This window comes from Veillonella sp. oral taxon 780 str. F0422 (assembly GCF_000221605.1).
Classification (GTDB): domain Bacteria; phylum Bacillota; class Negativicutes; order Veillonellales; family Veillonellaceae; genus F0422.
This window is the reverse complement of record NZ_AFUJ01000031.1, coordinates 1-1,952: the sequence shown is the minus strand read 5'-3', so window position 1 is coordinate 1,952 and position 1,952 is coordinate 1. Positions and strand designations below refer to the sequence as shown.

Annotated in this window: 3 protein-coding genes; all 3 read left to right on the top strand. The window is 39.6% G+C overall.

Features of this window, described 5'->3' with window-relative positions; translation table 11 throughout:
- The coding region (locus tag HMPREF9200_RS03925) for a nucleoid-associated protein (RefSeq protein WP_038144646.1) at positions 1-960 on the top strand (960 nt) is incomplete at its 5' end.
- 46 nt (positions 961-1,006) lie between these two features.
- Entirely contained in the window at positions 1,007-1,456 is a 450-nt protein-coding gene (ybaK, locus tag HMPREF9200_RS03920; protein WP_038144645.1) for a Cys-tRNA(Pro) deacylase, read from the top strand.
- Positions 1,457-1,458: 2 nt separating this feature from the next.
- Positions 1,459-1,952, top strand: a 494-nt coding sequence (locus tag HMPREF9200_RS03915; protein ID WP_009353520.1) for a viroplasmin family protein, incomplete at its 3' end; no start/stop codon positions are given.

Below are 1,952 nucleotides of genomic sequence, written 5' to 3'. Positions count from 1 at the left end.
ACATCGTCTATGTCGGCCTATTCAGATCATCCTATGGATATGACTGAACCAGAGATACAGAGCTATCTTGAAATGCATGTAATGAAAGCGTTACAAGACCCTGGAGCCAGAACTGGTTATATCTCGGATCAAACACCATGGGGGCGAAAGATCAAACAATTGGAGAATCAAGAAGTAAGCCTTGTAGAGTTTGGTAAAGAACTAGGTGAGACTTTATTTACCTATATGGCACAAGCAATGGACCCTTGTGTACTAGATATGATTGTCTGTGAAGCACAAGGAGAGCAAGCTTACCTTTGCGTTCTTCTTTGTAAAGCCCATGATGGATATACTCACCAATTATATTCAGAAGAGGATGGTTCATTAGCAACAAAATTAGTAGAGCATAGAGTCGTATTACCAACAGTGACACAAAAACTATATGCTTTTGCAAGTATTAAACTTTCTGATTTATCCATTCGTCTCTTTGAGCCGAAAGGTGAATATGATGGAGAGAAAATGCACTTCTTAGAAGAACGAATCTTTCAGGTTACCACGAATCCGTCTTCTAAAGATACAGTGAAAAAAGTACGCACAGTGGTAGATCGAATTTCTAAAGCTCATGAGCAAGATGGTGTGGCAGCTATGGCTAAAACAAAAGAATTACTAGCTAAGAATGCAGAAGTTTCTGACACATTAGAAGCACGACATATTATTGAGCAAGTGTTTAGTACGAACCCCATTCAGCGAGAAGCAGCTATGAAAGAGCTAGCAGAAGAAGATTTACTTGAACCATTGCCAGTGAGTCGGACCTATGCTACAAAAGTGGGCAAGCAACATAAAATTAAAACAGATACTGGTATTGAACTTTCATTTCCAGTAGAATATATGAATGATCGTGAGTTTATAGAAATTTCAACGAATGAAAATGGTACCTTGCGCATTGAATTAAAAAATATTTCAAAGATTACCAACAAATAGGGGGTCTAATGAGTAAAAAAGGACATAAAAAACAAATGCATTACGCATACTAGATACTCACCATATTGACTATGAAGTGTTCACCTACGAATGGTCTGAAGAACGCGGAGCTGGTATACATGTTGCTGAATCTTTGCATATTCCGCCTGAACAAGTGTTTAAAACACTTGTGGGGAAAGGCAATGTAACTGGTCATGTGGTGTTCTGTATTCCTGTAGAAGGGGAATTAGATATGAAACAAGCTGCACGAGTTAGTGGAAATAAATCGGTAGAACTGATTGCGGTAAAAGATTTATTGCCTTTGACAGGTTACTTACGCGGTGGCTGCTCTCCCTTAGGGATGAAAAAAGTATTTCCTACCTATTTTGATGATAGCATTACATCCATTCCTATGGTCTATGTCAGTGCAGGACTTAGAGGGATGCAAGTACAGGTTAATCCACAAGCATTAGTAGACGTAGTAGGTGGCACGATAGCGCCACTGACAATGGGGTAAGTATGGCAAAGAAATATTATGCTGTTCGAGTAGGGCATAATCCAGGAATCTATGTGACTTGGTCTGATTGTGAAGTGCAAGTAAAAGGCTTTCCTGGGGCGCAGTATAAATCATTCCCTACAGAAGCAGAAGCAAAAGCCTATATGGGCTCTATAGATATACCTAAAAGTGCAGAGATTAAACTGACTAGAACCGGTACAAAGAAAACATCTGCTAGTGCGTCTAAACGTATGAGCGTAGATGAATATCTTAAAACACAGAATGATGATATAAGCCAACTAATAGAGTCAGATCCTTGTGAAATTCGTGCTTTTATCGACGGCAGTTTTGATAAGCGAAAAGGTGTGGTTGGCTCTGGAGGGGTTATTCTTCTTGGTGCAGAAGAAGTAGAATCTTCTCTTTCGAGTACAGAACCGAATCATGTGGCCTATTGGAATGTGTCTGGGGAATTATTAGCAGCACTTCATGTAGTGGATTATGCACTAGACCATGGGTA